The organism is Ketobacter sp. MCCC 1A13808 (genome assembly GCF_009746715.1).
Classification (GTDB): Bacteria; Pseudomonadota; Gammaproteobacteria; order Pseudomonadales; family Ketobacteraceae; genus Ketobacter.
On sequence record NZ_VRKW01000005.1, the window covers coordinates 168159 to 192797 of the forward strand.

The window sequence follows — 24639 nt, forward strand, 5'->3', positions numbered from 1 at the left end:
GCAAAGGAGACATTAAAATGAGTTTGAATCCAAGAGATGTAGTCATTGTCGACGCTGTCCGTACCCCCATGGGCAAATCCAGAAATGGTCAGTATCGACACGTTCGTGCAGAAAAATTATCTGCCGAACTCGTAATCGCGTTACAAAAGCGGAATCCGAACTGGAATATAGCTGAAACCGAAGATGTTATCTGGGGGTGCGTAAACCAAACCCTGGAACAAGGCATGAACATCGCACGCAACATCGGCATTTTGGCGAACCTTCCGAAGAACGTTGCTGGCCAGACCGTGAACCGGTTGTGCGGGTCCTCAATGCAGGCATTGCAGTCGGCGGCACAGGCCATTCAAACCGGTAACGGTGATGTATTCGTGGTTGGCGGTGTTGAACATATGGGCCATGTGGGCATGATGCACGGGATTGATTTGAACCCGGAAGCATCCAAGCACATTGCAAAAGCATCCAACATGATGGGCCTAACAGCTGAAATGCTGGGACGTATGCACGGCATTTCGCGTGAAGCAATGGACGAATTCGGTGCTCGCTCGCACCGCCTGGCCTGGGAAGCGACCCTGGAAGGACGCTGGAAAAACGAAATCGTTCCTATTGAAGGACACAACGAAGATGGCTTCAAAGTATTATGTGAGATCGATGAAGTCATTCGTCCGGAAACCACGGCAGAAGGATTGTCCCAGCTGCGGCCAGTGTTTGACCCTAAAGGCGGACAGGTTACGGCTGGCACCTCGTCTGCTTTATCTGATGGTGCGTCGTCAATTCTGGTAATGTCGGCTGAGCGCGCTCAGGCTCTAGGCCTCAAGCCACGGGCTAAAATCCGTTCAATGGCGGTAGCCGGTTGTGATGCCGCTATCATGGGTTACGGGCCGGTACCGGCTACCCAGAAAGCACTGAAACGGGCTGGTTTGACTATTGACGATATCGATTATGTCGAGTTAAACGAAGCTTTCGCAGCACAAAGCCTGCCTTGTGCAAAAGACCTTAAGCTACTGGATAAGGTTGATGACAAGGTGAACCTGAATGGCGGCGCGATCGCTTTGGGTCACCCCCTGGGTTGCTCCGGCGCACGTATCGTCGGTACTTTGCTGAACGTTATGGAATGGAAAGACGGGAATATCGGTCTGGCTACCATGTGTATCGGCCTGGGTCAGGGTATTGCTACCGTGATCGAGCGGGTTTAATCCGGGACGGAACTCCGTCTCATTAAAGCGTCGGGCAGTGGCGGATTTTCGTCTCTCCCGGCGCTTTTTTGTTTATTACGTTTATAGAATAAGCAAAAGTTCATATAATCGGCGCCCGAACTGACAATAAAACGTGATCGATAATGAAAGGCCGCCATTTTACCCCACAAGATGCCGAACTCCTGGAAGCCATTCTCCAGAATCGTCGTGATATCCGTGGCAATCGCTTCCACTCGAAACCTATCTCCGATCCGGACCTGGAACGCATCCTGTTAGCTGGTATTCATGCGCCCTCTGTCGGCTTCTCTCAGCCCTGGGAGTTTGTGCTTGTGACCGACCGGCAAACCCGACAGAAAGTGAAAAACAGCTTTGACAGCGAGAATAGTAAAGCTTCTGAGCACTTTTCAGGCGAGCGACAAAGCAATTATCAAGAATTGAAGTTAGAAGGTATTCTTGAATCCCCCCTGAACATTGCCGTGTTTTATCGTCCGTCCGGGGGCGCTGTACTGGGTCAAACCGCCATGGAAGAAGTGGGTCGTTACAGTGTGGTATGCGCCATCCAGAATATGTGGTTGATGTCCCGTAGCCTGAATATAGGAATGGGCTGGGTCAGCATACTTAATCCGGACGCGGTGCGAGAAATACTATCGGTTCCGCAGGACCGCGAGTTAGTGGGCTATTTATGCCTCGGTTATGTGGATGAGTTCTATAGTCAACCGGAGCTGGAACGTTTGCAGTGGGAAAAGCGTAAAAGCCTGCAATCCGTCGTTTACTCCGAACAATTTCCTTCCTCGCCATAATCTGTAATTACCCCTTATACTGCTAAGGTCTGTTGATGCTCGTCGCGAAACAAAAATTAAGGGTTTTTTATGAATACCGAAAAAGTGCTATTTGCTTTTTTCATCTTGTTGGCAGCAACGCTGAATTTCGGCTTTTTTCTGGGGGAGATTAACGACCCGGATCATCACAATGTCTTCGAGCTGTTTGCGGCACTGGTAATCAGTTTGATCGCTACGGTTATGAAGTTTGGTGATCGCACACACATGGGCGCCGTGCTGTTGGCGACCAGTCTTGTGGCCGATCTTCAGCTGATCGTCGCGGCCATCCTCTGGGGTTACGCTACGAATGTACACGATGCCGGTCTGAATGATGAGTTGACCGCCAGCGTGGTTTCCATGTCTGGAGGCGCCCTTTTGGCGAACATAACATCGGTAGTGTTGTTGGTGGTTGAAACCGTCCTGGTTCGTCGTTGATCGGGGCGGAACAGGTATGAACTATGTAGCCTATTTGATTTTAAGGCGGTTACGAGCGCCTTTAATCACCATAATCGTGATCTATTCGGTGTCTGTTCTCGGGTACGTACTCATACCCGGAAAAGACCCTTCTGGTCACCTTTATCACATGAACTTTTTTGAAGCGTTCTATTTTGTCAGCTACATGGGCTCTACCATTGGATTTGGAGAGTTGCCCTACGAGTTCACAGCACTGCAGCGGTTCTGGACACTAATTTGTATTTATAGCACCGTTATCGGATGGATTTACAGTATCGGCGCGGTGATCGCTATTTTACGTGATCAGACCTTCGGCAGCTTATTAAAACGGGGTCGTTTTAAGTCCTGGGTGGAACGTACCAGAGGGCCTTTTTACCTGGTTTGCGGATATGGCCTGACTGGCAGGGCCGTGGTCGCAGGTCTGGCTCGTCGCGGTGTGCAGACCGTCGTAATCGAGATTGATCAATCCCGTGTGGATACCCTGGAGCTGGACAATCATCCGTTTGATATCCCCATCTTGTGTGGTGATGCCAGTGACCCGGATGTGTTACGGGATGCCGGTATTGACCACAGCAACTGTATCGGAACCCTATGCCTGACCAATGAAGATCATGTCAATCTATACATTGCTTTGGCAAGCAAATTACTGAATCCCTCACGTCTGGTATTGAGCCGGGTCGCCTCCCGCGAATACGCCGGTAATCTATCGTCTTTTGGCACCGATCATGTAGTTGATCCTTTTGAAACCTTCGCAGAATATCTCACTAATGCGGTGGTCTATCCTTACCGGCAGCTGGTTTACAATTGGCTAATCAGTCCCAAGCATCGGTCACTGCGCACCTTGATGAAACCAGAAAAAGGGCGTTGGATTATTTGTGGTTACGGGCGTTTGGGGCAGGCTATCCAGAAACGGTTTGAAAATAAAGGCCTGGAAACTGTAATCATAGAACCGGAGCCGGAAGCCCGCAACATTCATGAAGATTACCGCGTAGTGAAAGGTCTGGGCACTGAGGCTCCGACTCTACTGGAAGCCGGCATACACAACGCGGTAGGTATCGTTGCCGGTACGGCAGATGACGCTAACAATTTGTCGATTGTGCTTACCGCCAGGGAATTAAAGTCATCATTGAAGTTAGTGGCACGCCAAAACCGCAATTCGAATACACCGGTTTTCTCTGCGGCGAAAGTAGACATGATTATGGATCCCAATATGATTATAGCGCAACGTATTATGGCGCTGTTGAAATCACCGTTATTGGTGCGTTTTTTTGAAGAGATCCAGACAAAAAATGAAGCCTGGTGTGAGCAGTTGGTGCAAAAGTTCGATGAGTTGGTTCAGGACAAGCCACTGGAGGCCTGGACTATGTCGGTAACCAAAGACGATATGACCGCAATCTACGATGTGTTACGCATGGATCAAAAAGTACCGGTTTCGGCCTTGTTTGCACACCCTCAAGATAGCGCGGTTACCCTGTGCGGAATGCCGTTGATGATATTGCGTAACGACCAGGTTCACCTGTTGCCGGAAGATCACTTTTTATTAAGAATTGAAGACAAGGTATTGTTCTGCGGCCTGCCGCGAGTAGAGAGACAAATGCAATGGGCTGCATTTAACCGGAATGTGCTAAGGTATGTACTTAGCGGTAGTGCTGAAGACAGCGGCTTGCTTTGGCAGCGATTGTTCCGCAAAAAAGCCTGATTTCGGAGGTACTGTATGAAATCGATTCCCACGCTGGCTACCATCATGACTCCGTTCCCCTATAGTATCGATGTCAATGACACTTTGCGGGAAGCGATGGACATGATGGAAAAACAAGGCTTCCACCACTTGCCTGTGACAGAGCAGGGTAAACTGGTGGGTGTTCTATCGAACCGTGACCTGAAATTTATCGAATCTCCCTTTAGCAATGCGACGCTGGATGATGATTTGTACGTGAAAGATATTTATACCACCCGAAGCTATGTTGTCGATATACATACACCGCTGGAAAACGTGCTGCGTGTGATGGCCGAGAAGCATCTAGGCTCGGCACTGGTCACCAAGAATGAAAAGCTGGCAGGGATACTCACTCATAATGACGTTTTTAAAAAAATGGCGGATATGGTGATAAAAATGAAATCCAAACCTGATGGTAACGATGCCGCGTAATCCTTACTTTAATCCTGCTAAATTTCATCACACTAAAACCGGTTTCAGGAACCCTGAAGGTAGCTTGGCCAGACCGCAGCTCGGTATCGCAGTGGCAAAAGAAGTAGCGTAGTGCAGTGGAGTTACTTCGTTCAGGAAGGCAGAATGCTTATCCCAATGATTATGTGATCGCATAGTTGTCAGTTTTAGATTTATAACCAACTTGCTTCCTTTAATAAATGGTTATGGCTTGGTCATGCTGGTTTTTTAATTTAGCAGCTAGCCGCGCGTTTCCCGAACGCTTTGGTCTGTGTGCCGCAGCGATTCCTTGCTGCTGAACATGTTATTCCCAGATCGGTAATGCGGATCGGGGAAACCATTCGCTTACATTAAATTATTGAGTGAAGCGTTTGCGGTATTCTGTAGGGGATAACGCCACCTCGCGTTTGAATAAACGGCGGAAGGAGCTAACGTCGACGTACCCCACCTTTTCTGTAATATCATCCACACTCAACTGGGTCGATTCTAAAAGTCGCTTGGCTTCGTCAATGCGCAGCTTCTGAAAATATTGTTTTGGCGGCTTACCGGTGGCCTGATTAAAGCGGCGTATAAATGTACGTGGACTGACGGCGAGCTGGCTGGCTAAGTTATCCAGGTGGAAATCCTGATCCAGATTTTCCTGCATCCATTTTACAGCATTGCGAATGAGTTCATCTTTCTGCTTGAAATGGTGCGGTACCGGAATGTAGGGGGCTTGAGTGGTTTCTTTATTTTGCAACATGACTGTTTTTGCACAGCACTTGGCGATGCTTTCCCCGGCAAATTTTTCGATAAGCCGGATGCACAAATGCATGTAGGCCGTCATCGCTCCGGAACAAAAAATGTTGTTGTGTTCTGTGACCATTTTTTCAAGCTGCAGACGGACTTTAGGAAAGGAGTGGCTGAAATGGTGTGCCAGCCACCAGCTCGTGGTCGCCTCTTTTCCGTCCAGTAATCCTGTGTCAGCCAGTAAAAATGAGCCGCTGCAATTGGACGCGATAACGGCGCCCTGACTATGGTGATGCTTGATCATGTGTCCCAGGGTGGAACGCATTTCTACTGTCTTGTTCGTTACTTCTGAACCAAAGGCATGATCGATACCAGGAATTAAACACAGGTCAGGATTGCCAGCTTGATTATAGTGTCCGTCCACCGCAATGGTAATGCCGGTTGAGGTGTGAACCGGTTTGCCATCAGGCGAATATATTTTCCAGGAAAACAACGGATTGTCGCTGTTCTCTTTGCGGATTCGTTGGTGGATATTCGCAATATGGAATATATCGGTGGGGCCGGTCACGGAAGTCGATAAACATCCGTCATAGGCGAATATTGCCATTTTTGTTGTCATGTAAAAGCCCTCTCGGTGGCAAAATAAGCATTTGTGTTGTCATAAATGCCACTTTTGCGGTGTCGAGTCAAGAGGTAGTCTTAACCTTGCCAGCTAACCAACGTTTACCTTAAGGAAACAGGAGACCCGTCATGGCAACGCTCATACATGCTTTATCAAATATCTTCAGACAGCAAACGGCACCTTCGCGCACACCCTGGCGTGCAGATCCGAATCCGGGTGTATTCAGGCCCATGATGCTGTCGGCATTACAAGAAAGCACGGCACTTGTCTTGAATGTTGTCTCGAGAACCTTGTTGGGCGTATTGGTTGTGGTGGTCGTTGCAGTATCACTTCCATTTGCGCCTGGGATCGGGTTCTATTCTGCGCTTAGTGCCTCCCTTGCCCTGGTTTACATTGCCAGCCTGACGGATGTCAGACGCGTTCGGGACGCAATTTATCTGGTGACCGTTGCGGTATTTGTCGTTACCGTATTGGCGTTTAATCCGCTTCACCCGGTATGGGTCGGGTTAACGCTGTTCACTCATGTATTCATGTCCTTTTCCACGGGGCTGTCCCGTACCAGCGGTAGTCTCAATGAATTGAATCTGTGGCCGGTCTTATTTGGTATTGAACTTTCTGTTCTTTTGTTTTTTATCGATCAGATTTTGGTGTAGAGGAGAGGCGGGCATGACCACCGAGTGTTTATTTACCGAGGATAAGTCTGAGTTCTTACCGACTGCTTTGGCAGGAAGCCCCTGGCACCCAGGGATTCTGCACGGTGGCGCACCAGCGGCCTTGTTCGCTTACTGTTTCGAGAAGGGCGTGACACCTGAGCTGGTGCCGGCACGGCTTTCGATAGATTTGCTACGCCCGGTACCGAAAGCGCCTTTAACGGTGCATACGGAATGTGTGCGACGGGGTAAGCGAATACAGCTGTGGCAAGCGCGTATGGAGGCGGGTGGTACGCTGGTGGCTTTAGCTAATGCATTATTTGTAAAACAACGGCCGGTGCAGTTGCCAGATTATGCTCCGCAAATTCAGCCGTTGAACGTAAGCCCGGACCAGTTACAGGATGTCTGTTTCGGTGAAATCCTTTTCTCCCAGGCTAAAAATGTACCGCCAGGCCTGCATACCTGCATCCGCTTGCGCCCGGTTACGCCCTTGCAGGAGAAAGGGCGGGGAACGGCATGGCTGTCGTTGCCTTTAGACGTTATTGAAGCCCGTTCCACTACCCCATTTATGCTCGCCGCTCTGGCGTCGGATTTCGGTAACGGTGTCGGGCAACTTAATCTGGGTAGCGAAACCGGAACGATTAATGCGGATATACAGCTGATGCTCTCAAGGCCGGCCTCGGGCGAATGGATCGGATTACAATCAGAGGCGTTGATGGGGTCTACGGGAGTAGGCCAGGTGACAACCGCTCTTTTCGATACCCGTGGCCGCATCGGCCAGGTGGTCCAAACGATTATGCCGATGTCGGATTTGAGCTGATGGGTTTCTGATTGAGTATTTCGGGCTTCACTCCCAGTTTATGTTTGTCTGTTTTATCTTTCGTCCCGCTTGACTGCTAGCAGAGCCGGAACTTCTCATATTCAGCCGGGTCGAAATTCGGCAGATAAATGTTCCGGATTTTTGTTAACCGTTTAACCTAGAGAATGCGTTTTGAGGAGTGTAGCGATGCAATTAAGCCGACGTGCATTGGCGATGGTGCTGTTGATCTTTGTCAGTTTTCCGGCGATGGCCGTATGGCCTTTTGAGGATAGTAGCGGGCGAGAGTTACCCTCACTTGCGCCGATGCTAGAAGACGTGAACCCTGCAGTAGTGAATATTTCTACTTTTGCTGCCCGTCAGGAAACGAACCCCCTGATGAATGATCCCTTCTTCCGCCATTTTTTTGGTCCTAACCAATATCAGCAACCGCAAGCAAGGCGGTCGCAAAGCGCCGGCTCAGGCGTGATTGTTGATGCGAAAAAAGGCACGGTTATTACCAATTTCCATGTCATTGATGGAGCAGACGAAATCAAAGTGGGGCTCAACGATGGACGTTCCTATGTGGCAACCTTAGTGGGTTCTGATCCGGATGTGGACATCGCTATTTTGCAGATCGAAGCCGATGACATTAAGGCGATTAAAATTGCAGACTCGGAAGAAGCCCGGGTAGGGGATTTTGTGGTCGCTATCGGCAACCCTTTTGGGCTCGGGCAAACCGTCACCACCGGCGTCGTTAGTGCCATCGGGCGGACCGGTCTTGGTATTGAAGGCTATGAAAATTTTATTCAAACAGACGCATCAATCAACCCGGGCAATTCCGGTGGTGCATTGGTGAATCTGAATGGCGAGCTGGTTGGAATCAATACCGCCATTATTGCACCGTCCGGTGGCAACGTCGGAATCGGCTTCGCTATTCCGGCCAACATGGCGAAGCACAGTCTGGAACAGATTCTTGAGCACGGTGAGGTTAAGCGTGGCCAACTAGGGGTTGTAATCCAGGACCTCACACCCGATTTGGCGGAGGCATTCGACCTGAAAGGTGTTAGCGGCGTTGTGGTTTCGGAAGTACAGGAAGGCTCTGCTGCCGAGAAAGCCGGAATCGAACAAGGTGATGTACTGACTAAGCTGGATGGTAAAACCCTGAAAAGCTCCGCTCAGCTCAGGAATGCGGTAGGGGTTCGGAAAGTAGGTGCGCCCGTTGAATTGACCCTTATTCGTGACGGTAAGGAAAAGGTGATCAAGGCTAAAATCGGCGAGCCGAGTGGTGAGCAGATTGCTTCAACTGGGATACGCAAGTACCTCGATGGAGCACGGTTGGCCCCCAGTCGAGATCCTAAAGGTGTCTTGGTCGAGTCGCTTGAGCCGGGCTCGACCGCGCAAATCGCGGGGTTACGTGTAGGGGATATCATTACCAGCGTGAATAAGGCGCGCGTAGAAAGCCTGAATGACCTGAAGAAAGCCACTCAAAAGGATGGTAGTCAGCTTTTAATCCGGGTTTTAAGAGGCAATGCCGCGTTATATCTGGTGCTGAGATAGTCTGACGGCTCACCCGAGCATATACCCAGTCCAAACATTGCGGCCTGCGGGCCGCAATTTTAAACCGCACCCTGCTTACGGAATTGCTTCCCCCTCGGTAATTTTTTAAGCTCTTTTTACCTCCAGGTAGTACACCTCTTGTTCAGTTATCGCGGATAGTGGATAATCCTTCAATCGGAATAAACGGTTATAAACATGGCTATTCTTAGAAGCTGATCCCTCTTTGATAGCTTAACTGCATATTTTTCAAGGATTTGGATATCTCTCAAAGCATTCTGCTATGAAATTATCATTCTTTTCGCGCTTTTCTCGAAAAAAGAGAGTTACGGACCACGCGCCTGCGCAAGCAGCAACCCCGGAGGACATCCGCAGAAAACTGGAGAACTACCAGAAGCGGGAAGGTCCCGCAAATTTCGGTAGTGCGGAGTTGTATTTCGTCAGTGAAATCGATCAGGAACCGGAGGTAGAAGCCGGTCGGCTTTCCTCTCAAAGAGAGCCGGAGATAGAGAGCTAAAATTTAGTAAAGAAAAATATCAAATCTCACAACAAATGTAATTGACAATAATTCGCATTCAAAATATGATTCTCTCGTATAGTCAGAGGGAATCCCAAATGTATATATGCGTTTGTAAAGCGGTTACAGAAAAACAAATACAACAAGCCGTTCGTGAAGGTGCAAGCGATTATAAATCTCTGCGTGACAAAACGGGTGTCGCTTCAATGTGCGGCAAATGCGGTAATGAAGCAAAATCCTGCCTAAGACAACAACACCTCGGCCAACCTGCGTTTTAACTTCAAGTCTGTCCTCAAAATACACAAAGTTTTTGCAATGATGCCAATATCGGGTTAGTTTCACTAATTCGATTCAGGCGTGCTTGTGATGAGGAGATAGACATGAAGGGCGACGCGAAAGTACTTGAATATCTTAATAAAGTTCTCGGGAACGAGTTGGTTGCCATCAATCAATATTTTCTCCACAGTAAGATGTACAAGAATTGGGGGCTGGGGGAGTTGGCGGACCATGAGTATCATGAATCCATAGATGAAATGAAGCACGCCGACAAGCTGACGGATCGCATTCTTTTGTTAGAAGGCCTGCCTAATTACCAGCATTTGGGCAAATTGAGGATCGGCGAAGACGTCAAGGAGATGCTGGAATGCGACCTAAAGTTGGAAATGGATGCCTTACCGGATTTAAAAGAAGGCATAGCCTACTGTGAAAAGGTTCAGGATTACGTCACACGTGAATTGTTCGTAACAATTCTCGATTCAGAAGAAGATCATGTTGATTGGTTAGAGACGCAATTGGAACTCATCGATAAGGTGGGTATGCAGAATTTTCTGCAGGCTAAAATGTCCGAATAGTCGTTGTAGTTTGCTTGACGGGTGGGCGATCAGGCTCACCCCTTAGCCGTCCCCTCTGTTAATTCCCCGCCCTGGCTTTGCTGAACCTGCATTAGCCTTCTTTCAAACTCGATATCTGTATTTTTCTGACTCCAGATGGGCAGCCATAACGGTTGTCGCCAGAACGTCGGTAATTCCTTGAGCTGCAGGTAAATAAATCGAACCATATTGGCTTCTTTACGTACGCCCAGATCTTTTGCTTGCTTTATGCCGGATTGAATAATCTGCGGGATGAGTGGGGGGTAGACATGTCCCATCTGTAGCGGATACTGACGCCAGAGCTGGTCTTGAATATCACTTTCCTGAACCTGGTCGAACTGACGTCCGAAAGCAGTTAAGTGGTGTGAGCGGATCTGCCACCAAGCATCGTGATTATTGGTGGGTGTAGACGCCGGGCACTGGCTCAAATCTTTGCTTAACCAATGGTTATCTGCCGGTGCAAACAGAGTGTGTACTGGAGCAAATAATTGCTTGAGTTCGCTATCGGACAGAACGTTTAAATAGTTTTTGATAACGAAGCCGTCCCAGAAGCGATGCAGTATACGTTCGCCGAAGGGGGAGGTGGCATAGATTAAGCTTTGCCAAAAGGGGACTTGTTGTTTCAGGTTGAGATGGGACAGAAACCAAGTGATGTCACCGTCTGCTCGGCAGCCACTAGTCCTCAGGTAATCTGAATGGCGGGCTTCAGGCATTACCAAAAGGGGGCTGCGTGGGAAGCAGGGCTCTTTATCTGTTTTCAGAAAAAGAGGGAAATATTCGGCGTCCCATGCACAACGAAAAAAATCAGGTGCGGCCTGGTTGTTTCCGGTGGCGTCAATAAAGCCGTAAAGACGCAGGTCTCCGCCGTCGCTGGTGTTTTTGTCGATCGAAAGAAAATCGCTAAGCGTAGTAGCGAGTTCGATTTCGGAATAGGTGTCTTTTAACGTTTTTAATCCCACTTTACCGTTCAACTGTTTATTTTCGATGCAAGCAATCCTGAACCGCTTCGAACAGGTGAGGAGGCACAAGTTCGATCATTTTTTTGCGGGCGTTCAGCAGCATTATACGGACGTTAGTCACGCTATGGCCGGTTCGCTGAGAAATCTCGTGGGAATTCAGCCCGTCGCAGACCGCGTATCGAATATGCTTGTATTGAACCGGAGTTAAATGTCCGCGTAGCATTTCCACCATGACGGAAATGCGATCACTTTCAACTTGCTGTTGACGATCGGATTCTTCATGGAAGGAGTCCATGGATTCAGCCGCGAAAAAAGCGGATTCTGCGGACGGCATCTGCAAAGGTACAAATTCTGCTTGGTAGCTTTGATGCGGTGCGTCTTGAATCGTCTCATCTTCGGAGTATTCACCAAATTGCTCCAGTGCAATATAGGATGGGAACTCTTTGATTACAGCTTGAATCATTCTGGTGAATGCAATCATTTTAAGCGTTCCCAGCATAATCTGGTTGCGCCGGTCACCTGCGGCATCCATATTTTTTTTGTGCACCGTTTGTAGGGGTTTATATGCAACATCACAAAAAATACCGAGTAACGATTCTGTGGCGTCGCTTGGTAAATATTGTAGGCCAATTTTTTTAATCAAACTGGAACAGTAGCGATTAAAATTGGCTGCGATAAATAGATGAATATCAATATTCTGCCATTCTTCTGAGGACCAGTCCGCTAAATTGCGAAAGCGTGCCATACCTTTTTTCATAGTAACTCCCATCCTTAGAATCAAAGGTCAAAACCTGCAAAACATAAGCCCCCGCTTATGACAACTACAAAGTGCTATACAAAGACAGCTACATGGTTTTGCCCGGCTTACTCTTTTGGTTCGGTAAGCGTTGCGTAGAGTAGCAATCAGGTTTTGTCAAAACAATAGTCCTGCATCATTTTGAGCAATTTCTTACACGAAAATGTGATTAAGATTTCATTATTTGTGATTGCATTTCTTCTCATACAATAAATGTTGGAAATTGTTTTTTTTCTTGGCTGTTGTGTACACGAATACCTTTTCCTGAAAGAACTGTGCAACTAATTGCACAGTTCTTTTTTAGTTAAGATATCTGCGGATCGATCTTGCTGTAAAAACTAAATTCAGATTGTGATGCTGTCTTGTATGTTCCGGCTGAGTTAATGCTTGTATCAAAGCCTGGGTCATTAACGTGATATTTAATGGGCAAACGTCCGCGTTTTTATAAAGATTTATTAAATCGATATAAGCCTGCCAGGTTTGTTGTTCATCTGGTGCTTCGCCGATATTGCGCAGTAAAGCAATATGTTCAGGACTGAAAATAGTTTTTAGGTTTTGCCCCAATTGGCTCGGTTGTGTTGTGCAGTCTCCCGTTGACGAAGCAGGCTCCAGAAATAAAGTGTGAGAAATTTCCGACAGCATGAGTGTAAGCTGCTTTGAGTGGTAGTCGGTGGTGTTGCTGAATTCATCGATGGGGGTGTTTTCTAATGCGTGCCTGCCCTTTTCCGGTGCGCCGCCAAGTACTTCGTAGCGCGCAACTTTAGGTATGATGCTGCTTAGATCGCTTTTGTCTTCAATCGCTTGACGATACATCTCGCGCTTGATGTTGTCCGCTGTTTCATCGAGTAAATTCAGCGTCAGGTATTCGATCAGTAAAAGTTGGGGCAAGGGTGAATTCAAATCCAGAAGTGGCTGCTGTACTGAACTGACTTGCGTGATTGCTTTTTCGAATTGTTTTTCTTTCAAAAGGGAAAGGTATTCCTCTTCGTGATCGAGGATTTTCTTGATTCGCAGATACTCATCTGACCTTTTACTGATGTCTATCGTTGTTCCGATACCGTTAGCATCCAGCTCGTATTGCAGGTGCAGACGGGCTTCCTGAAGTTCAGGAGAGTCCGTGTCAGCTTGTAGCCGCTGATCGATATAGTGAAGAAAGCAATTAAGGTTTGGCGAGCGGTCGCAGGATGCGATAGCCGACACCGGGGAAGCCACAGTCAGCAATGTGGCTGCAATTACAAGAATTTGAATTTTCTTAACAAGCATCAGCGGTTCGTAGCGTCGGAAATCCGCGCTTTTCCAGCCATAGCAACGCGCGTTCCCGGCCAGGTGCCTTGTGCTCCCATTCAAGAAATTCTTTTGTGTGAGGGACTTGTCCGGTTGACTCGACTAGTTGGTGACAGCATTCGTGGTACACCAGATATTTTAGAACGAACAGCGGGGTGGGTAATTGGTTCAGGTGCGGGTGGATGGCAATTGTAGCCTGATCACTGTAGTAGCAAGCCGCTGGCACCGCTCGTACCGATTCGATATGTTTATTGTAGGACTGAGCGTAACGTTGCCATAAATTGTTACCAGCCCGTTTGTACAAGTGGCTCAGCAATAATTTGGATTCGGGGTGATTGGCATCGGCGCACTGGGACAGAAAAGGAATGGCTTCGAGATGTCTGCCCGATTGCAAAAGCGTCGTTGCCGTGTCAAACGCCGAATGTAAGGGGCTGCCTGGGGTGAGTGTTATTCCGCGCTCACCAATGAACATGGATACAGTGCCCTTGGGTACCTCCCAGGCAATATTCGCGGTGATGCGACTATTAAAATAACGTCGGTTCACCAGGTCGAGTATTTCCTGAAGTGATTTGTTGCAGGTTGATTCATTCCCTACCAAACATGGAGCGGGTTTGGCTACAGCTGTCATTGGGCTTCCCTGTCCTGTCGGATTCTGTTCCAGCCAGTTATTAAGCACACCGATCCGTGAATGCCGGAGCTGAAACTGATTTAAATGTATGGGTTGCGATTATAGAGACAGGGGGTGCGCAAAAATGTGGGAGATCTCTTACGATTTTGTGCGCTATTTTTACTTTTTCGTCGTAGTGTCAATCAAATGGTCAATTTTCTTTTCTATGGCTCGGATTCTTTCTTCAAGCTCCAGTAATTTTTTTAATTCCTGTTTCTCGTAGCGCGCCTTTTTCTCGTTGGAGCGTGATAGCAAATACGCGGAGACATTGGCTGTGATTAATGAGACTAGAGTGATGCCGGTCAGGATCAGCAACGATGCAAACACTCGCCCGGTTGCGCTGACCGGCACGACGTCACCGTATCCTACGGTGGTGACGGTAACCCATGCCCACCAGATACCGTCCGCCGGATTGGTGATGGCTGGATCGATTGCGGCGATCAGAATGCCGCCTCCGGTGATGAAAAACACCGCAACAACCAGGGTTTTGCCCAGGTTGTTCTGGGATAGCACATTTCGGATGGTGCGGAAGTTATGGCTCACGAACCCCACCAGGAAGAACATTCTGAGTAAACGCAGCAAGCCGAATTGTTGGTGCATGTCAAAAAGCGGCGGGAAACCAAGTAAAATTATGGCTACATTTGACCAGTTTCGTTTCAGGTGCCGTAATGGCTGGTCGCAGAGTCTGTATAAGATTGCGGTTTCAACCAAAAAGAAACTCCACACCAGCCAGTCATAAAGAGTCCGTTGTGAGTCGCTGGTCATGCCTTGGCTACTCATATACCAATCGACAATAATCCACAGCGCAACAAGGAGCATGGGTATTTCGAAGTAAGAGCCCCACCTTAATGCTCTGTCGTTTTCGGCAGCATGTACACCACCAAACCCGAACAACGCGTCCGCCGAGCGCCTTTCCATTTAGATATTCCGGTCCAAATCGTTATTCTGGCGATAGGCTCCCGGAGTCAAGCCTGTCCATTTCTTGAAAGCTCGGTGGAATGTACTGGGCTCAGAGAAGCCCATTAATTCGGCAATTTCATTGATAGTGGCTTGAGATCGATTCAAATAGTAAATGGCTGCGTCCCGTCGCATGGTATCTTTGATCTCCTGATAGGATGTACCTTCCTGTTTTAGATGGCGTCGGAGGGTTTGGGGTGTGCTATTTAGATTACGCGAAACAGTTTCAAAATCCGGGAATTCGTGGCGGAAATCGCTACCGATAATGGCGCGAATTTTAGCAGTGAGGCTGTCGTCATTGTCGGGAATTATGACGAGATTATAGGGCGCTTCACCGAGAAAGCGCTTCAATCCCGCCTCATTCTGAACAATGGGGTTGTCCAGGTACTTTTGTTTAAAGTGAAATGCGTTTTGGCTTTGGTTGAAAAGGATGCGGGTTCGAAATAGCCGTTGGTACTCCTCCCTGTATACCGGAGGCTCTCCGCTAAGGGTTACCTGAGTCAGTTCAAGGCGCTGCCCAATCAGCCAACTGAAAAAACGGTGCAATAGAACCAGACAACTGTCGGTCGTGGAGTGGTCCCAATCCAGTCCGGGGTCTTTGAAGTGAACGCTGACCATTGCATCTTCATTTCTTCGTTGCAGCTTGAAACTGACGTCGTCCAGAAATAAATTGTAGAATTGGAAGCTGCGCAGGATGCCCCGTTGTAAACTACCGCTTCCGATGACTGCGTGACACATCAAGGCAAAAGTACCCGGTTTGGTGCGTGTGATGCCGCCAAGCTTAAAAAATTCATCCCCGGTGGCCCTCACCAGGCGCATAGCCATACGTACGTATTCCTCGCTGGGGACGCGTGCAGTGGGGTCTTGCAGAATCTCCGGAGCGACATCCAGCCGATCTATAAAGGGTTGGATTTCAATGCCCGCTTGTTGAGCTCGTGCCAAAGCAGCGTTGACGTAATGTACGGATACTGTGCTAGTTTTCATTGCAGCGAGTCGTCTGTGCCTATCGATGTTGGTAGCTGAAGGTCAGCCCGGAATGTAGCTGCGGTAGCCTTTAGACCAGTAAAAGCAGTGACCAGGATTAAAAAAGTCCCCGCTGATCCGAGTCTGCTCTAACAATATACCCGATACCAGTCTGTAGTTGGTTTGCATTATTTACTATAAGGCATTATTCGGCTTTCATGACGGGGCTGATCCAGTGTGTGCAGACACGAGCGGGTGCGTTCGGAGCGCCCCAGGCCTGGAGTGGTATCGCTGGCCTGGGGTGTAAGTAAGCGCGTTTACCACTCGCTACGACGTTTTTTTGCGGTGCTTTTGGAGATCAGCCACGCCAGAATAATGCCCAGTATGACGGCCCCGACACCCCATTGTATGCCGGCTTTCAGGTTGTCTTCCGAGAGGCGGACGTTTTCTACCTTTAATTGTTCGATATCCACTTTTAACAGTTCCGCCTCTTCCTGCAATTGGCGATACGCTGTTTCGGTTGCCATGGCATTGCGCGAGACTTTTTGAATGCGGTCCAACTCCTCTTGCAACTTTTCTGTGCTGGAACTCATTTTGTTGTGGTCGGATTTGAGGCCGCCCAGTTCGCTGCGGGTGGTATTTAATTGTTCTTTTAGGGATTCGTTTTCCTTTTTAAGACTGTCCACTTGTTTGAATGCCGCAGCCAGCTGATCACGGGCAATGGGCTCTTCACTGGTGTATTGGGACTGAATCCAGCCTTGTTTTCCACCCGTCCTGACAAGTATCCAGTCGCCGGATTCCTGCAGCGTTTCCAGCCGTGTGCCGCTGCGTAAAAAATCAATTATTCGGTATTCAAGGCTGGCTCCGGAACGCATGTCTACCCGTAAATTGTCGTGGATATAGAGCGTTTTCGCGTTCGCGTGTTGTAAAAAAAGGAGGCTGAAGATTAAAACGAAAAAGGCGCGAGTAGAATGTTTCACTTTGGTTCCCCGTAGCTCGTAGTCTGGCGCAAAGTTGTAGTTAGTATTGTATAGGGCTGCTAAGGCAGCACTTTTTTGAAGGGTTTCACGGTGACATGGCGATAAACACCGGCTGTAATATAGGGATCGGCATCGGCCCAGGCCTGAGCGGATGTCAGGCTTTCGAATTCGGCAATGACGATGCTGCCGGTAAATCCTGCGGCTCCCGGATCGTCGCTGTCGATGGCGGGGCTGGGGCCGGCAATCAGCAAACGGCCCTGTTCGGTGAGTTGCTGAAGGCGGGCGAGGTGAGCCGGGCGGGCACTCTTTCGTTTTTCCAGGCTATTTTCAACATCTTCACTGACAATGGAATAGAGCATACTAGCTTTGTGACTCCTGTTTGTTTTCGGGTTCCACCTCTTCTATATACCGAGAGAGGTAAAGAAACTGTGCAACGAAGAAGACCAGGTTAATAACGGTAAAACCAACCAGTTTGAAGGTAACCCAAAAATCTTCCCCGAACTGAAAATAAACATAGAGGTTAATAACGCCAAGCGCCACAAAATAAAGTATCCAGGTGACACAGATTGGAGCCCATTTATTTTCCGGGAGATCCAGGCTCAGATGCGGAGCCTGTTTTAGAAAGGCCAGTGCCGCTTTGCGTACCAGGTTTTTTCCAAATACCAGACTGACCAAAAGCACACTGGCCAAGGTCCAATTGACGATGGATGGCTTCCAGACGACAAAAATAGGATCGTCCAGGAACAGGGTCAGGCCCCCCATAACAATCACGATGGCAAAAGTGACCAGATGCAGTTTCTCGACTTTGCGTTTCCACACCCAATAACCGGCAATTTGAACCAGGCTGGCGCCCATCAGGACTTTAGTTGCCAGCATAAAATCCTTGCTCATGGTGTAAGCTATAAAAAACAGCAACACCGGGAAAAAATCGAAAAACTGTTTCATTCTTAATAAATCCTGTTAACAGGCGTGATTACCTCCTGCGAGGCGCTGCCCAATGATAGAATATTTGGCCTGTCTAAGCACCTATCAACCCTTTTTATTGGATTTTCAATGCAAAATGTAGCTTCAGAAGTGGATTTTCATCTGCATACCACCGCATCCGATGGGGAGTTAACGCCGACAGAGCTGGTTGAGGCAGCGGTGCAGGCGGGTGTTACCTGGCTTGCGGTTACAGACCACGATACCGTGGCAGCGGTTCCTGAAATGCAGGCGCTTTGTTCCCGTAACGGTATTACGCTAGTAGCCGGTGTGGAAATTTCATCTCGCTGGCAGTCTCAGGATATTCATGTTGTGGGCTTGGGTGTGGATATAGGTCAACCCCACTTTAAAGACCATTTGGCAGCTCAGATGCAGCGGCGCAGACTTCGTGCGCTGGCGATGGGTGAGCGGCTGGAAAAACTTGGCATACAAGGCGTGTTCCAAGCCGCAGCAGCCATAGCGCCGCAAGGCATTCCTGCGCGTCCTCATTTCGCTCAGGCTTTGGTGGGCGCGGGGGTCTGCAAAGACCGAAAGCAGGCTTTTCAGCGTTATCTTGCGGTGGCTAAACCTGCTTACGTGAAAACCGACTGGCCGGAATTGGAACAGGTAGTGAACTGGATTTCTGCGGCGGGTGGGGTGGCTGTCTTGGCTCATCCCGGTCGATATAAGCTGACTCGGACCAAGTTGGGGCGCTTGGTGGAAGCGTTCTGTGCCGCTGGGGGGCAGTGTCTGGAAGTGGCGGTGGCAACACACAGTCCCGACATGGTGCAATATTTAGCCGGGCTGTGTGTGAAATTCGGGCTTTATGCTTCTCAGGGAAGCGACTATCATGGCCCGTCCATGCGCTGGGTCCAGCTGGGGAAAATGCCACCACTGCCCTCATGTTGTCGTCCCGTTCGAGACATTCTATAACTTTTCCAGTTCCCGCAGCAGGTGCAGTAGCGATGACCCAGATATTCAGAATTCACCCTGAAACGCCGCAAAAGCGTTTAGTAAAGCAGGCTGTTGATTGCATTCGATCAGGTGGGGTCGTGGTATACCCCACCGACGCTGCCTATGCCATCGGCTGCGCCTTGGAAAATAAACGGGGCCTGGAGCGAATAATCCGCATAAGGGAATTGGATGATAAGCACGAATTCACCATTCTGTGCCGGGACCTTTCTGAATTGGCGACCTACGCCAAGGTGGAGAACTGGGCTTTCAGATTGTTGAAAGCCCACACGCCGGGCCCTTATACCTTTATTCTGCGCGCAACCAATGAGGTGCCCAGACGCCTGATGCACCCGAAAAAGAAAACGCTGGGTCTGCGTGTGCCGGAAAACGCGGTGGTGCTGGCTCTGCTCGAAGAGTTGGGGGAGCCTCTGATGAGTACCACCCTCAAATTCCCGGGTGATGAGTACCCCTTGATCGACCCGGAAGAAATCTATGAACGCGTCGGCAGTCGCGTGGATCTGGTGCTGGATGGGGGCTGGGGTGAGATGGAAACCAGTACGGTGGTGGATCTGGAAGGGGAGGCGCCGGTGATCTTGCGCCTAGGGAAAGGGGATTCAGCCCCATTTCAGTGATCGCAAGCCGCGTTATTAGCTCATTTTAAACAGTTTTTCGGGAATGTGGTCGATCTGTCTTCGTACTCGGCGGCGAATACCGCTATAATCACCGATTCATACCGGACCATGGCCGTGAGGCTTTGGTACATACCTGTATCGGCTTAGTACTTTTCAAAATCAGGAGATCACCTTGAGTTCAGCAGTTTCGGAGCAGCGTGTTCTATCAGGCATGCGCCCCACGGGCAATCTGCATCTTGGTCATTACCATGGCGTTCTCAAAAACTGGGTCAAACTACAGCACGAGTACGAGTGCTTTTTGTTTGTGGCTGACTGGCATGCCCTCACGACCCATTACGAAGACCCGCGAGTAATCGAGGCGTCCGTTTGGGACATGGTAATTGACTGGCTCGCCGCTGGGATCAATCCGGGCTCGGCTACCTTGTTTATACAGAGCAGGGTGCCGGAGCACGCAGAATTACACTTGCTGTTGTCCATGATGACCCCATTAGGCTGGCTTGAGCGCGTACCCACCTACAAAGATCAGATAGAACAGTTGAAGGAAAAAGATCTGGCGACCTACGGGTTTCTTGGGTATCCGTTGCTGCAAAGTGCCGATATTCTGATTTACCGCGCCGGGCAGGTGCCGGTGGGGGCAGACCAGGTATCGCATATCGAGTTAACCCGTGAAGTGGCGCGACGTTTTAATTATTTGTATGGCCGTGAGCCCGGGTTTGAGGATCTGGTGGATCAGGCGATACAGAAAATGGGCAAAAAATCCGCCAAAATGTATCGCAAGTTGCTGAACAAGTTTCAGGAGCAGGGGGATGAAGATGCGCTGGAAACGGCTCATGCTCTGGTCCGCGAGCAGCAGAACATCACACTGAGCGATAAAGAACGGTTACACGGTTTTATTGAAGGCAGCGGTAAAGTCATTTTGCCGGAACCCCAGGCATTATTGACGCCGGCCTCCAAGATGCCTGGTCTCGATGGGCGTAAAATGTCCAAGTCCTATAATAATTACATCGGTTTGCGTGACAGCGAAGACGAAGTAATGACCAAAGTCAGAACGATGCCGACCGATCCCGCGCGTGTGCGGCTGACTGATCCGGGTGAACCGGAAAAGTGCCCGGTTTGGCAATGGCACCTGGTGTATTCCGACGACACGACAAAGCAATGGGTGCAGGAAGGTTGCCGCACGGCAGGTATCGGCTGTTTGGATTGCAAAAAGCCGTTAATTGATGCGCTGCAGGAAGAGCTCAAGCCCATCCGGGTGCGTGCCCAGGAATATTCAGGCAACCCGGACCTGGTGAAAAGTATTGTGGCAGAAGGTTGTGAAAAGGCCCGTGATGCAGCAAAGCAAACACTTGAAGATGTGCGCGATGCGATGGGACTTGGGTACCTCTGATAATGACTGAACCAGACGTGCAACCGTCACAGGCAGAAATAGCACCAGGTGGAGAACTCCATCCGCAACAAGGCGAGATGCCCTTTGCGCTGGTTTACGGTGAAGCCTTTACCAAGCTGCCGCAGGATTTGTACATTCCGCCAGACGCACTTGAAGTCATTTTGGAAGCCTTTGAAGGGCCGCTGGATCTGTTGTTGTATTTGATCAAGCGCCAGAACCTGGATGTACTGGATATTCCCGTTGCCCAAATTACCACTCAGTACATGAAATACGTTGAGATCATGAAGAGTCTCAACCTGGAGCTGGCTGCGGAATATCTGGTAATGGCAGCGTTGCTGGGGGAAATCAAATCGCGAATGTTGCTGCCCCGGCAACCAGATGAAGACGATGAAGAACACGATCCTCGTGCGGAATTGATCAGGCGCTTGCAGGAATACGAGCGCTATAAGAAAGCGGCCGAAGATCTGGATGTGCTACCAAGGGTAGGGCGCGACATTCATATAGTGACCACCGAACCGCCAAAGTATGACCGTGAGCGTGCGCATCCTGAGGTGGATCTGAAAGAGGTTTTATTGGCGTTACAAGACGTTCTGCATCGCGCCGATATGTTTGAAAGCCATCAGGTGAGCCGGGAAAAGCTGTCCACCCGTGAGCGAATGACGCAGGTATTGGAGCGTTTAGGTAATGACCGGTTCGTTCCTTTCGTCAGTTTGTTCACGTACGAAGAGGGTCGATTAGGTGTCGTAGTGACGTTCCTGGCGATATTGGAATTAGTAAAAGAGCAGTTGGTAGAGTTGGTACAAAGCGATGAATTCGGCTCAATCCACGTGAAAGCCCGCGAAGCTGTTCATGAGGTGGAGGAATACGACGAGCCGGAGCTGGTGGATGAAAACGCCGTAAACGAAAGTGTGTTTGAGCCTGCATCAGGGCCAGTACTGGCGGAACGTAACGAAGAGGATGTTTCGTTGCCGGAGTACCTGCAGCCTGGCGCGGCCGATAGCACCGCGAGCGATCAAGAGAACGAAGGCAACGATGTCACTTGAACAAGAAAAAGTAACTCAGATTATAGAAGGTGCGCTTTTTGCAGCGGGCCAGCCCATGAACCTGGAAAAACTGTCGAAGTTATTCCTGGATGAGGAATGCCCGCCCACAGAAATGCTGGTAGAAGCACTTGAGCAGCTGAAACAGATTTATTCTGAGCGCGGCGTCATGTTGAAGGAAGTAGCTACCGGGTTTCGTTTTCAGGTGAAAGAAGACGTCGGTAAGTGGGTCAGCCGCCTGTGGGAAGAGAAACCACCACGCTATTCCCGGGCATTGCTCGAAACCCTGGCTCTAATTGCCTACCGGCAGCCGATTACCCGGGGTGAAATTGAAGAGATTCGGGGAGTGAGTGTCAGTACTCACATCACGAAAACATTGTTAGAGAGAGAGTGGGTAAGAGTGGTCGGGCACCGTGATGTGCCCGGACGTCCGGCCATGTATGGCACTACGCGTGGCTTTTTGGACTATTTTAATCTGAAAAATATGGACGAGTTGCCGTCGCTGGCAGAAATACGTGACCTGGATACCATCAACGCCGAACTCGAGCTGAGTGGGCAGCTTGATGGTATGCCGCCACTGCAAAGCAATGAAGTGACAGACATCGACAAAACGGATGCGTTGATGGAGCAAGAAAATCCGGAAACAGAAGCTGAACCCGAGTCCCGAGCGACTTCAGAAGTTGATGTGAGTGATGCTTATAGTGAGGCATCTGTAACACCGGAAGAACCTGCAACCAGTAGGGATACTGATGTAGCCGAAACAGGTTCTAATGAGCGTGTTGAAGAAAGCGAAGTGGAGCTGGATACGCGTACCGGGCACTAACCCGCGGCCATATTACGATTTGCAACAGTGAGCTTGCGAATCGTAACGAACCCCGGTGCCCAGGCAAGGTACACTGTATTTAATTGTTGTTTGTTTATTCGACTGATATGTGAGTTGTGAGTGGGTGGGGTAGTGCCTTATCTCTCTTATATTTAATGAGTTTTGTAACGAATGAGTGAGAAGATACAAAAAGTTCTGGCGCGGGTGGGATTAGGTTCTCGCCGGGCGATGGAAGAATGGATCGAAGAAGGCCGCATCTCGGTGAACGGTAGTATTGCCACGTTGGGTGATCGTATCGAAGAGGGGGATGAGTTGCGCGTTGACGGTCGCATTGTGGAGTTCTCTACGGAAGAGGAAAGCATCCGCCGTGTCATCCTTTACTATAAGCCGGAAGGTGAAGTGTGTACGCGGACCGATCCGGCTGGACGTCCTACTGTCTTTGATTCCCTGCCCAAACTGAAAGACCAGCGATGGGTGGCGATCGGACGTCTGGATATCAATAGCCAGGGCTTGTTGTTGTTCACTACCGACGGTGACTTGGCGAATCGCATGATGCACCCCTCTTCCAATATTGAAAGAGAGTATGCGGTCCGCGTCCGTGGTGAGGTTACCGAAGACAGCCTGAAAGCGCTGCGAGAAGGCGTTATGCTTGAAGATGGCAAGGCGAGTTTTGATGAAATAAAAGATATTGGCGGTGAGGGCAGCAACCACTGGTATCACGTTGTGATCCGCGAAGGCCGTAAGCGTGAAGTGCGGCGTATGTGGGAAACTCAGAACGTACAGGTAAGCCGCTTGATCCGGGTGCGTTACGGGGTTGTCGAATTGCCACGTAGCTTGAAGGCAAGTCAATGGTTTGAACTGGATAAGGTTCTGATCGACCAGTTGGCAGAAAGCTGTGGCGCGGAGTTGCGTAAGCGGACCGGTTTGTATGGTCGTGCCAAGGTCCGCTCCGAAAGGGCGACCGAAAAAGTAGTACGTCGTGGCGGGTATTTGAGGCGTCGACGATATTAATCGCCAGTAATATCCAACTTCGCTTTATACAAAAAGCCCGGGCAATTTGCTCCGGGCTTTTTGGTTTGTTGACTGCAAGGGATGCGTTATTTCGGCTGCGCGTCCAGTGATTGTCCGCTGACCTCGGCTGAATCGTTACCCATTAAAAAATGATAGAGGCCCATTATGTCCTCGGGACTTTTCAGGCTGCCGGGATCTTCAGCGGGGTAGGCATTGGCCCGCATATTGGTTCGGGTGGCGCCGGGGTTAATGCAATTTACTCGCACTTTGCTGGTGTTTTTCAATTCATCGGCCAGTGTTTGCATCATGCCTTCCACGGCAAATTTAGAAACCGCATACGCACCCCAGTTTGCGCGCCCGACGCGCCCCACAGAAGACGTTGTCAGTATGACCGATCCGGTTTCAGCAGCGCGTAGCAAAGGCATCAGTGTGCGGATCAGTAAAAATTGCGCATTCACATTGACCTGCATTACTTTGGAAAACAGATCCAGCGGATAGTATTCAAGTGGGCGTAAGTCGCCCAGGATGGCTGCATTTAATAATAACCCGTCCAGGCGCCCGAATTCCTGCTCAATGGATTGAACTATCTGGCTGTATTCAACCGTGCTGGCAGTTTCCAGATTAAGAGGAATCAACGCCGGTTGTTTGCCGCCTTCCTGTTCGATCTGGTCGTAAACCTTTTCCAGCTTTTCTACACTGCGTCCCAGTAATACGATGGTGGCGCCTAGACGGGCATAGCTCAGCGCAGCCGCGCGACCAATGCCATCACCCGCGCCGGTCACCAGAATGACTTTATCCTGCAATAGGTGTGCGGGGGCTTGATAAAGGTGGTGTTGAGCGGGCATGCGGGCTCCT

28 protein-coding genes are annotated in these 24639 nt (G+C 49.6%); 17 read left to right on the forward strand and 11 right to left on the reverse strand.

The genetic code is table 11. From position 1 onward, the window contains the following. The first annotated feature begins 17 nt into the window (after nt 1–17). The 5 genes from fadA (at nt 18) to FT643_RS11985 (ending at nt 4613) form a co-directional block, all read left to right on the forward strand. The gene (gene fadA, locus FT643_RS11965) at nt 18–1193 is read left to right on the forward strand and encodes an acetyl-CoA C-acyltransferase FadA (RefSeq protein WP_156871633.1); all 1176 of its coding nucleotides are present in this window, start codon (nt 18–20) and stop codon (nt 1191–1193) included. Nucleotides 1194–1336: 143 nt separating this feature from the next. Continuing rightward, entirely contained in the window at nt 1337–1993 is a 657-nt protein-coding gene (gene bluB, locus FT643_RS11970) for a 5,6-dimethylbenzimidazole synthase (protein WP_156871634.1), read from the forward strand. 69 nt (nt 1994–2062) lie between these two features. Beyond that, the gene (locus FT643_RS11975) at nt 2063–2446 is read left to right on the forward strand and encodes a DUF6394 family protein (RefSeq protein WP_156871635.1); all 384 of its coding nucleotides are present in this window, start codon (nt 2063–2065) and stop codon (nt 2444–2446) included. Nucleotides 2447–2462: 16 nt separating this feature from the next. Beyond that, on the forward strand, nt 2463–4163 hold the full coding sequence (locus FT643_RS11980) for a potassium channel family protein (RefSeq protein ID WP_156871636.1): 1701 nt from the start codon (nt 2463–2465) through the stop codon (nt 4161–4163). A 15-nt stretch (nt 4164–4178) separates the two neighbouring features. Beyond that, entirely contained in the window at nt 4179–4613 is a 435-nt protein-coding gene (locus FT643_RS11985; RefSeq protein ID WP_156871637.1) for a CBS domain-containing protein, read from the forward strand. A gap of 373 nt (nt 4614–4986) precedes the next feature. Here the strand turns inward: FT643_RS11985 and FT643_RS11990 are convergent, their stop codons facing one another. After that, complete coding sequence (locus FT643_RS11990) at nt 4987–5979, reverse strand: GlxA family transcriptional regulator (protein WP_156871638.1); 993 nt, start codon at nt 5977–5979, stop codon at nt 4987–4989. Between the two features lie 131 nt (nt 5980–6110). On the opposite strand from FT643_RS11990, the gene FT643_RS11995 reads away from it, so the two are divergent. The 6 genes from FT643_RS11995 to bfr all read left to right on the forward strand — a co-directional run bounded on the left by FT643_RS11995 (nt 6111) and on the right by bfr (nt 10353). Continuing rightward, nucleotides 6111–6635, forward strand: a complete 525-nt coding sequence (locus tag FT643_RS11995) for a hypothetical protein (protein WP_156871639.1) — start codon at nt 6111–6113, stop codon at nt 6633–6635. 13 nt (nt 6636–6648) lie between these two features. After that, on the forward strand, nt 6649–7452 hold the full coding sequence (locus FT643_RS12000; protein ID WP_156871640.1) for a thioesterase family protein: 804 nt from the start codon (nt 6649–6651) through the stop codon (nt 7450–7452). Between the two features lie 186 nt (nt 7453–7638). After that, nucleotides 7639–8988, forward strand: a complete 1350-nt coding sequence (locus FT643_RS12005) for a DegQ family serine endoprotease (protein ID WP_156871641.1) — start codon at nt 7639–7641, stop codon at nt 8986–8988. A gap of 280 nt (nt 8989–9268) precedes the next feature. Further along, a complete protein-coding gene (locus FT643_RS12010) occupies nt 9269–9502 on the forward strand; it encodes a hypothetical protein (protein ID WP_156871642.1) in 234 nt (77 codons plus the stop codon). A 98-nt stretch (nt 9503–9600) separates the two neighbouring features. Beyond that, nucleotides 9601–9780 (forward strand): (2Fe-2S)-binding protein, encoded by a 180-nt coding sequence (locus FT643_RS24040; RefSeq protein ID WP_156871643.1) that lies wholly within the window; start codon nt 9601–9603, stop codon nt 9778–9780. Between the two features lie 102 nt (nt 9781–9882). Continuing rightward, complete coding sequence (bfr, locus tag FT643_RS12020; RefSeq protein ID WP_156871644.1) at nt 9883–10353, forward strand: bacterioferritin; 471 nt, start codon at nt 9883–9885, stop codon at nt 10351–10353. Nucleotides 10354–10388: 35 nt separating this feature from the next. Here the strand turns inward: bfr and FT643_RS12025 are convergent, their stop codons facing one another. The 9 genes from FT643_RS12025 to FT643_RS12065 all read right to left on the reverse strand — a co-directional run bounded on the left by FT643_RS12025 (nt 10389) and on the right by FT643_RS12065 (nt 17922). Next, nucleotides 10389–11342, reverse strand: a complete 954-nt coding sequence (locus tag FT643_RS12025) for a DUF4123 domain-containing protein (protein ID WP_198043504.1) — start codon at nt 11340–11342, stop codon at nt 10389–10391. Between the two features lie 4 nt (nt 11343–11346). After that, nucleotides 11347–12087 (reverse strand): hypothetical protein, encoded by a 741-nt coding sequence (locus FT643_RS12030; protein WP_156871646.1) that lies wholly within the window; start codon nt 12085–12087, stop codon nt 11347–11349. A 339-nt stretch (nt 12088–12426) separates the two neighbouring features. Next, on the reverse strand, nt 12427–13389 hold the full coding sequence (locus tag FT643_RS12035) for a beta/alpha barrel domain-containing protein (protein ID WP_156871647.1): 963 nt from the start codon (nt 13387–13389) through the stop codon (nt 12427–12429). Continuing rightward, a complete protein-coding gene (locus tag FT643_RS12040; protein WP_156871648.1) occupies nt 13379–14038 on the reverse strand; it encodes a tetratricopeptide repeat protein in 660 nt (219 codons plus the stop codon). The genes FT643_RS12035 and FT643_RS12040 overlap by 11 nt, the downstream gene beginning before the upstream one ends. Nucleotides 14039–14197: 159 nt before the next feature. Beyond that, nucleotides 14198–14995, reverse strand: coding sequence for a potassium channel family protein (locus tag FT643_RS12045; RefSeq protein WP_156871649.1), 798 nt, complete (start codon nt 14993–14995; stop codon nt 14198–14200). After that, nucleotides 14996–16018 carry an AraC family transcriptional regulator gene (locus FT643_RS12050; RefSeq protein ID WP_156871650.1) on the reverse strand — a complete coding sequence of 341 codons (1023 nt, stop codon included), beginning with the start codon at nt 16016–16018 and terminating at the stop codon, nt 14996–14998. It abuts the gene before it with no gap. A 296-nt stretch (nt 16019–16314) separates the two neighbouring features. After that, entirely contained in the window at nt 16315–16977 is a 663-nt protein-coding gene (locus FT643_RS12055) for a TIGR04211 family SH3 domain-containing protein (protein ID WP_156871651.1), read from the reverse strand. 59 nt (nt 16978–17036) lie between these two features. Beyond that, complete coding sequence (locus tag FT643_RS12060; RefSeq protein WP_156871652.1) at nt 17037–17336, reverse strand: YciI family protein; 300 nt, start codon at nt 17334–17336, stop codon at nt 17037–17039. Nucleotide 17337: 1 nt separating this feature from the next. Then, nucleotides 17338–17922, reverse strand: coding sequence for an inner membrane-spanning protein YciB (locus FT643_RS12065; protein WP_156871653.1), 585 nt, complete (start codon nt 17920–17922; stop codon nt 17338–17340). 108 nt (nt 17923–18030) lie between these two features. On the opposite strand from FT643_RS12065, the gene FT643_RS12070 reads away from it, so the two are divergent. From FT643_RS12070 to rluB, 6 genes are all read left to right on the forward strand, one after another. Continuing rightward, nucleotides 18031–18870, forward strand: coding sequence for a PHP domain-containing protein (locus FT643_RS12070; protein ID WP_156871654.1), 840 nt, complete (start codon nt 18031–18033; stop codon nt 18868–18870). Between the two features lie 32 nt (nt 18871–18902). Next, complete coding sequence (locus tag FT643_RS12075; RefSeq protein ID WP_156871655.1) at nt 18903–19523, forward strand: L-threonylcarbamoyladenylate synthase; 621 nt, start codon at nt 18903–18905, stop codon at nt 19521–19523. 172 nt (nt 19524–19695) lie between these two features. After that, nucleotides 19696–20910, forward strand: a complete 1215-nt coding sequence (locus tag FT643_RS12080; protein WP_156871656.1) for a tryptophan--tRNA ligase — start codon at nt 19696–19698, stop codon at nt 20908–20910. 2 nt (nt 20911–20912) lie between these two features. Beyond that, nucleotides 20913–21953: a segregation and condensation protein A gene (locus tag FT643_RS12085; protein ID WP_411267810.1), complete on the forward strand. Its 1041-nt coding sequence runs from the start codon at nt 20913–20915 to the stop codon at nt 21951–21953. Then, nucleotides 21943–22773 (forward strand): SMC-Scp complex subunit ScpB, encoded by an 831-nt coding sequence (gene scpB / locus FT643_RS12090; RefSeq protein ID WP_156871657.1) that lies wholly within the window; start codon nt 21943–21945, stop codon nt 22771–22773. The genes FT643_RS12085 and scpB overlap by 11 nt, the downstream gene beginning before the upstream one ends. A 171-nt stretch (nt 22774–22944) precedes the next feature. After that, nucleotides 22945–23784, forward strand: a complete 840-nt coding sequence (gene rluB, locus FT643_RS12095; protein ID WP_156871658.1) for a 23S rRNA pseudouridine(2605) synthase RluB — start codon at nt 22945–22947, stop codon at nt 23782–23784. An 86-nt stretch (nt 23785–23870) separates the two neighbouring features. Here rluB and FT643_RS12100 read toward each other — a convergent pair whose 3' ends face one another. Further along, a complete protein-coding gene (locus FT643_RS12100) occupies nt 23871–24629 on the reverse strand; it encodes a YciK family oxidoreductase (RefSeq protein ID WP_156871659.1) in 759 nt (252 codons plus the stop codon). Between the last annotated feature and the right edge of the window lie 10 nt (nt 24630–24639).